Source organism: Candidatus Zixiibacteriota bacterium, assembly GCA_040753495.1.
In the GTDB taxonomy this organism is placed as follows: Bacteria; Zixibacteria; MSB-5A5; order GN15; family PGXB01; genus DYGG01.
This window is the reverse complement of record JBFMEF010000108.1, coordinates 1-7658: the sequence shown is the minus strand read 5'-3', so window position 1 is coordinate 7658 and position 7658 is coordinate 1. Positions and strand designations below refer to the sequence as shown.

The 7658-nt window shown below is 52.3% G+C and carries 6 protein-coding genes; 5 read left to right on the top strand and 1 reads right to left on the bottom strand.

What is annotated here, in order from left to right; translation table 11 throughout:
• The coding region (locus tag AB1690_07035) for a DUF899 family protein (GenBank protein ID MEW6015059.1) at positions 1-475 on the bottom strand (475 nt) is incomplete at its 3' end.
• A gap of 234 nt (positions 476-709) precedes the next feature.
• Here AB1690_07035 and AB1690_07030 point away from each other — a divergent pair.
• The 5 genes from AB1690_07030 to AB1690_07010 all read left to right on the top strand — a co-directional run.
• Complete coding sequence (locus tag AB1690_07030) at positions 710-2884, top strand: heavy metal translocating P-type ATPase (protein ID MEW6015058.1); 2175 nt, start codon at positions 710-712, stop codon at positions 2882-2884.
• Positions 2885-2982: 98 nt separating this feature from the next.
• Positions 2983-4968, top strand: a complete 1986-nt coding sequence (locus AB1690_07025) for a prolyl oligopeptidase family serine peptidase (GenBank protein MEW6015057.1) — start codon at positions 2983-2985, stop codon at positions 4966-4968.
• 114 nt (positions 4969-5082) lie between these two features.
• Positions 5083-6075 carry a DUF523 and DUF1722 domain-containing protein gene (locus tag AB1690_07020; protein MEW6015056.1) on the top strand — a complete coding sequence of 331 codons (993 nt, stop codon included), beginning with the start codon at positions 5083-5085 and terminating at the stop codon, positions 6073-6075.
• 5 nt (positions 6076-6080) lie between these two features.
• Complete coding sequence (locus AB1690_07015; protein ID MEW6015055.1) at positions 6081-6554, top strand: SRPBCC family protein; 474 nt, start codon at positions 6081-6083, stop codon at positions 6552-6554.
• The coding region (locus AB1690_07010) for a deoxyribodipyrimidine photo-lyase (protein MEW6015054.1) at positions 6551-7658 on the top strand (1108 nt) is incomplete at its 3' end. The genes AB1690_07015 and AB1690_07010, both read left to right, overlap by 4 nt.

The window sequence follows — 7658 nt, the reverse complement described above, 5'->3', positions numbered from 1 at the left end:
ATATCTCCCCTTTCTTATTCCTGGTGAAGACCGAGACCCCGGGCCAGGGCGATTTATTTTCCTCTTCATACACCATATCTTTCTTGAAGGATGTCCCTTTGGAAGAGACCATCCGGAATCCCCAGCCCCGGTCGGCGGCGAATTTTCTCTGCACCAATGGGTCATCCGCCGATTCAACCACAAAAGATGCCCGCTGCTCCAGATGTTTCACCAGCCCGTTGAAGCCGTCAGCCCAGAGAGTACAATAGGCGCATTTTACCCCCATATTATGAATCAGAATGAGACTATTCTTATCGCCAAAGAGGCTGGAGAGTTTGAGAGAGTTACCGAAAGAATCTTTGAAGGAGTAATCGCGGACTTTTTGGGGCGGGAATTCTCTCCGAAGATTCGCCAGTTGCTGTTTCATCTGACGGATATGCTCTTCCATCTCCCGAATCCGTTTTTGATTTCCGCCGGAGCCGTTTTTTTTCTTCATCAGGTTTATCCTTTCTTTCAATGAGATATCAGTGTTTCTTTTTAGCTATTGTTCTAAATATCAGACAATAATGGACTATTATGCTCGTCATTAATATACCGGCGAGAAAAATATAAGTAAAGCGTTTTGGCGGGTGTTATTAGAGCCAATAAAAGAAATCATCATGGAGCGGGAAACCGGAGAGCGTATCATATTGTTGTATTATAATTTGCCGATTTGTAATATAAGATATTTATGGAAAAAGAGACCTTTAAGATAAGAGGGATGGATTGCGCCGAGGAAGTTGCCATTCTCAAGAGAGAACTGGCTCCTCTGGTAGGGGGCAAAGAACGCCTCTCGTTCGATATTCTAAACGGCAAATTGACTATCGAGCGGTCTCAGGATGACCAGCAAGGCTGGGACAGCGAGACTATCCGCAAGGCGGTCGCCGCCACCGGAATGCAGGCGATTCCCTGGAAAGAGTATTGCTCGACGGTGACCTGTCCGGTCGAGGAAAGCCTGTGGGAGCGTCGGGGACGAACTCTGATGGTAACCGCCAGCGGGGTATCGCTGACGCTGGGGTATATATTTCAGGCGATTCGGGAACGGAGCCTGCTTGGTCCCTTAGCCGGCGAAACTGAAATCGGACTGATATCGATTTTACTCTATTCACTGACATCGGTAACCGGGGGATGGTTTATAGTGCCTAAGGCGTTCTTTGCGCTCAGGAAATTGCGGCCTGATATGAATCTCCTGATGACAATAGCGGCAATCGGCGCTATCGGCATCGGTGAGTGGTTTGAAGCGGCGACGGTAACTTTTCTTTTTGCGCTGGCGCTTCTTCTGGAATCCTGGAGTGTCGGACGGGCGCGCCGGGCAATTGGCGCCCTGATGGACCTTTCCCCGACCAAAGCGCGCATTATGACTTCAGGAAACGGACGAATTGAAGAAGTGTCGGTGCAGGAGGTTCCGGTCGGCGCCGTAGCGGTGGTTCGTCCCGGCGAAAAAGTGCCGCTCGACGGCATTATAGTCAGCGGGAGCAGCCATATCAATCAGTCCGCAATAACCGGGGAATCGATTCCGGTCGGCAAGGTTGTTGGCGATGAGGTTTTTGCCGGCACGATAAATGAAGACGGGGCGTTTGAATTTAAAGTTACCAAGAGAGCCGAAGATACCACCCTGGCGCGGATAATCCATATGGTGGAGGAGGCGCAATCGCGCCGGGCGCCATCCGAACAGTGGGTGCAGAAATTCGCCCGGTATTATACCCCGGCAATGATGGGAGTCGCGCTTTTTATCGCACTTGTTATTCCGCTCTTTGCCGGCGACTGGGGGAAATGGTTCTATGAAGCGCTGGTGGTGCTGGTCATCGCCTGCCCTTGCGCGCTGGTGATATCGACGCCGGTGAGCATCGTAGCCGGACTGACGTCGGCGGCGCGGGCCGGTGTTTTAATTAAGGGGGGAGTGCATCTGGAAGCCCCGGCACAGCTGCAGGCAATCGCTTTCGATAAGACCGGGACGCTCACTGACGGCAAGCCGGAGGTGCAGCAGGTAGTGCCTCTGAGTGGACATACCGGCGAGGAGCTTCTCTCCCGGGCGGCGGCTCTGGAAGCGATGAGCGAACATCCGCTGGCGAAAGCCATTATGCGCCGGGCGGAGAATGAACAGGTCAGCATAAACGGTGTCGCCAATTTCCGGTCGGTGCGAGGAAAGGGAGCGGAAGGGGATATCCAGGGACGTCCTTTCTGGATTGGCAGTCATCGCCTGATGCATGAGCGCGGCGGGGAAACGCCGGAGTTTCATCAGAAAGCGGAAGAACTGGAGGATGCCGGGCATTCCGTAGTTGCCGTTGGCAATGAGAATCATGTCTGTGGATTGATAAGCATTTCTGACTCAATGCGAACCGATTTGAAAAAAGTAATCGATAGCCTAAAAGCCTCCGGGATAAAGCGGACAATAATGCTGACGGGGGATAACGAAGGCACCGCCCGGGCGGTGGCGGAGGCGGTGGGAATAGATGAATTTCGGGCGGAGTTGCTGCCGGAGGATAAAGTGGCGGCGGTTGAAGAGCTGGTTGAGAAGTATGAAAGGGTGGCGATGGTGGGGGATGGCATAAACGACGCGCCGGCAATGGCGCGCGCCACCGTGGCGATAGCGATGGGCGCGGCCGGAAGCGACGCCGCCATTGAGACGGCCGACATTGCTTTGATGTCGGATGACCTTTCCAGAATTCCCTGGCTGATAAAACATTCGCGGCGGGTGCTGCGGACGATAAAGAGCAATATCTGGTTCGCTCTCGGCACCAAAGCGGTTTTTCTCGCGCTGGCGCTTCTGGGACTGGCGACGCTCTGGATGGCAATTGCGGCCGATATGGGAGCGTCACTCCTGGTAATCGCCAACAGCCTTCGTCTGCTCGACGGAAAGACCTGAAAGCCCCCAAGCAAGCGGTCACCGGAAATTTGCCGGAAACCTTTGACTGCATCTAATCGTCAAAAGAACATTGCCAAAGCAACTCATAGGAGGAATTGATGAGTAAATCGGTACTATTTTTCACCGCAACATTAATGCTGTTTGCTGTCGCGACAGTTCAGGCGCAGTCGTCTGCCAGGGTGGAAGCGCTCCTCAAGGAAGTCGATACCTGGGTCACTTCTGATACCAATAAAATAATGGCGTTCATCGACAGCACCAATGCCGTAACGGCGCAGATGCTGGAATCGTCCCCATACTGGGAAGCGACCATGCGCGACCTTTCTTTTCTTCTCGGAATCGACCTGATTTCTACACCCCAGGTCGATAATACGGGACGGCTCTATTTTCAGATGCGCCTTACCGGCGAGAGCGAAGCCCTTTTCTATATCGACCGCCCCATGGGCTGGCCTATTCAGATTACGCCTAACGGATGGGCTGATGAAGGGCTGACTATCAGCTACTATGCGGTGCACCCATCGGGCGATTTCATACTGGTGGGAGTAAATAAACATGGCGACGAGATGCATGATATCTGGCGTTTCACTCGCGACGGCAAATTCAAGCCGCTTCTGGAGGACCGCCGGGTTCGCTTCACCGGCGTCATTTTTGATGAAGATAATCCGGACTGTTTCTATCTCAACATCGATAACCGCAAAGAGATGCGTATCGGCCGTTTTACCATCTCGACCGGACGTCTCGACACGCTTTATACCGAACCGGGCGCGTTCTATCCAACCGACTATTACAAAGGGAAGATAACCTTTGTCCGCTGGTTCTCGTTCTCGCAGGGACAGCTGGCGATGTTTGATGTCGCGACCGGAAAAGTGACCGATCTGAGCGACACCAGCCTCTTCTGGGCGGCCGGATTGACCGCCGACGGAAAGGTCTTGACACTAACTTCGGCGATGTCGAGCGAAGATGAATTTATGAAATTCTGCCTGGTGGACCCGGCGAAGCCAAAGAAGTTCAGCCTGGTGTATGACCCCAAGCGGCATACCGACGAATTTTCTTTCATCCGCAAAACCGGGACTATCATCGCCTCCCTCAACAAGGATGGATATTCGGAATTGGTGGGGTTTGACCTTAGTGGCAAACCGGTTACGGTGCCGGTTTCGGAAATTGGGGTAATCTCCGACCTTTCCGGAAATGAAGTGGGGGATTTTGTATTTGGCTTCTCTTCGCCCAAAGTAGCGCCTACGGCCTTCAAGTTTCGCGCCGGTGACAGCAAACTGGAGAATCTCGGCAAAGTTTCTACTTTCGGATATAATTTTGCCGACACTCGGGTGGAAGTCATTCGATACAAGTCGGCCGATGGAACCATGATACCGTCACTTATCTATTTCCCCGCCAACATTAAGAAGGATGGGAACAACCCGGCGATTGTCAGTTATCATGGCGGTCCCCCCAGTCAGAGCCGACCGCACTTTCAGCGGAATATTGCCTTCGCCTTGAGCAAAGGGTTTATCATGATGTTTCCCAATGTGCGCGGCTCAACCGGATACGGTCCGGCGTATGAACGGGCCGACAATATGGAAGGACGGCTGGTAGCCTTGAAAGATGCCGAAGCGGCGATTGATTATCTTATCAGTGAAGGTTATTCCCGCCCGGAAAAAATCGCTATCTGGGGCGGTTCTTACGGCGGATATACGGTGAACTGGCTGGGGACGCAGTGTCCCGAAAAGTTCGCCTGTATCGTTTCCGAGGTGGGCGTTTCCGACCCAAAGCATACCGTTAAGAATTCGTCGCAGGTATTTATGCGGGGATGGGAAAAAGAGTACGGGCCGATGGAAAGCGAACTGGTTCGGAAAATCTCGCCGATATTCTATGCGGAGAACCTGAGCAAGCCGATATATCTGACCGGCGGTTACAATGACCCGCGCGTGCCGCCGTCTGACCCGAGACGGTTCGCCTATGTCTTGTCCAAACTGGGGAAACCGGTCTGGTATTTTGAAGACCGGGAGCAGGGGCATGGCGGCAATATGAAGGCGCAGATAGTCCGCGACCTCGCCAGTTCTTATGTCTTTACGATGATGCACGTGATGTAATTGCCACGCTGACAGAGACCGTTAATACCTCCAGGAGGCGGAGTTTTACTCCGCCTCCTCTTTTATTTTATCTGATATATTGCCATTTGCAGGGAAGCGCGATAGATTACCGTTATGAATACGGTTGACTCCGGCCGACGTTTCTTCAGCCGGCCCCGGGTGGTCGTCTCCAAATGCCTCGGCTTTGATGCGGTACGGTACAACGGCGCCATCATCCCCTGCGAGTTTGTCGATAGACTGCGGGGAACGGTTGACTTTTTTCCAGTCTGCCCCGAGATGGAGATCGGCCTTGGCACACCGCGCGACCCCATCCATATCGCTCGTCGCGGAAACAAAGATATCCTGATTCAACCGGCGACCGGACGAGAATTGACCGAATCAATGAATCGCTTTTCCGAGAAATTTCTGAGTAGCCTCACCGCTGTCGATGGTTTTATTCTCAAGAGTCGCTCCCCATCGTGCGGCATAAAAGAGGTCAAAATTCATTCGGACAAAGAAAAGTCGCCCGCGGTTGGCAAAGGTCCGGGGTTCTTCGGAGGTAAAGTTCTTGAATCGTACCCCGGGCTGGCCATTGAAGATGAAGGGCGCCTCTTGAATCTCAAAATTCGCGAGCATTTCTTAACGAGAATCTTCGCTTTCGCGGCATTTCGAGAAATCCGGAAATCCGGTTCAATGGGGCAGCTGGTTCAGTTTCAGGCACAGAATAAACTTCTCCTAATGTCATACAGCCAGAAAGAGATGCGCCTGCTGGGGAAGATTGTCGCCAATCATGAGAAGCAACCATTCGAGAAGGTGGCGACAGAATATGCCTTGCATCTGCAGATGGCTCTTCTAAAACCATCACGAGACAGTAATAACATAAATACCCTCATGCATGCTCTGGGGTACTTTTCCAAGAAAGTTCCTCCCAGAGAGAAAAAATATTTTCTGGGGATGCTGGAGAAGTATCGCAACAAGAGAGTGATGCTGCCAGTGCCGGTCGGCATCTTACGGGGCTGGGTTTATCGCTTTGAAGAACCGTACTTGATGGGACAGACTTTTTTTGAGCCGTATCCGGAGGAACTGGTGGAGATTTTCGACAGCGGGCGGGGACGGGAAATCGGCTAAACGCTATGAAGCTCTATGCATTTGAAAGAGCGCAAAGGCTTCCGATAGATATCGAGACATCATGGAAGTTCTTTTCCAATCCCGGGAATCTGAAGGAAATCACGCCCCCCTGGCTGAACCTCAGGATGACCGCCGAACTTCCCGATGAAATCTATACCGGGCTTCTTATACCGTACCAGGTGCATCCGCTTCTGGGGATTCCGTTCACCTGGGTGACCGAGATAACTCATGTCGAAAAGCCTGAGCTCTTTGTTGATGAGCAGCGGTTCGGGCCGTACCGGTTCTGGCATCACCGGCATCTCTTCAAAGAAATAAAGGGGGGAATAGAGATGACCGATATGGTTTCATACGCCCTTCGTTTTGACCCGTTTAGCCGCATATTAAACGCCCTTATGGTCAGAAGAAAGCTGGATGAGATTTTCAGATTCCGTTTCGAGTACCTGCAGAAAAAATTCGGGGCGCTCCCGTCCCGTCTATGACAGCCAGGTCTTCCCAGCCGCCGGTGGAAACTACCCGGATAAAAGCCCTGAATGAGCACAGCATTCGCAAGAGAGAATATGTACTTTACTGGATGCAGGCATCGCAGCGGGCGGAATACAATCAGGCGCTTGAGTATGCCGGATACCTGGCTAATGAGCAAAATCTTCCGCTGGTAATTTACTTCGGATTGACTGAAAACTACCCTTCGGCGAAGGAGCGTCATTATGCTTTCATGCTCGAGGGGTTGCGCTATACCAGGCGCATCCTGGAACAGCGCGGGGCTAAATTGGTCATTCAGCGCGGCTCGCCGGAGACAGGAATTGTGCCTCTGGCGCAAAAGGCGGCGGCGGTTGTGGTTGACTGTGGCTATACCAGGATTCAGCGGTACTGGCGCAAAATAGCAGCCGAAATGATAGACTCTCCCTTGATAGAAGTGGAATGCGACGTGGTAATTCCGGTGCATGAAGTATCTCAAAAAGAGGAGTATGCCGCGGCGACAATCAGGCCCAGAATACATAGGCTGCTGAATCAGTACCTCTCGCCGCTAAATAAAATCGATATAAGAAAAGATTCCTTGGGCTTAAAATTCGAATCATTTGAGATTGATGATGTTAATAGAGCCCTGAGCCAGCTGCAAATCGACCGCTCCGTCAAACGCGTGCGGGAGTATCAGGGAGGAACCGACCAGGCGAAAAAGCGGCTGGAGCGGTTCCTTGGCACAAGGTTGAAAAATTATGATTCGATGCGGAACGACCCGAATAATGAGGCGACCTCGGGTTTAAGTCCCTATCTCCATTTCGGGCAGATTTCTCCGCTCTATATTGCGCTGGAAGTCTCCAGGCAGAGAAAAAGCCCGGGGCGGGAGGCATTTCTGGAAGAACTGATCGTCCGGCGCGAGCTGAGCATGAATTTCGTCTCTTTCAATACTGAGTACGACAGTTTTGCTGCGCTTCCGGCGTGGTGCCGTCAGTCGCTCAGGAAGCATCAGAATGATAAACGAGAATATATATACAGTCTCGAGCAACTGGAGCGTGGCGATACCCGTGACCCATACTGGAATGCGGCACAGAAGGAGATGGTCTGCCTGGGAAAGATGGCGGGAT

Bases quoted from the DNA above. Each gene is read 5' to 3' on its own strand.
- AB1690_07030 (MEW6015058.1), top strand. From the start codon at position 710: ATGGAAAAAGAGACCTTTAAGATAAGAGGGATGGATTGCGCCGAGGAA.
- AB1690_07025 (MEW6015057.1), top strand. From the start codon at position 2,983: ATGAGTAAATCGGTACTATTTTTCACCGCAACATTAATGCTGTTTGCT.
- AB1690_07020 (MEW6015056.1), top strand. From the start codon at position 5,083: ATGAATACGGTTGACTCCGGCCGACGTTTCTTCAGCCGGCCCCGGGTG.
- AB1690_07015 (MEW6015055.1), top strand. From the start codon at position 6,081: ATGAAGCTCTATGCATTTGAAAGAGCGCAAAGGCTTCCGATAGATATC.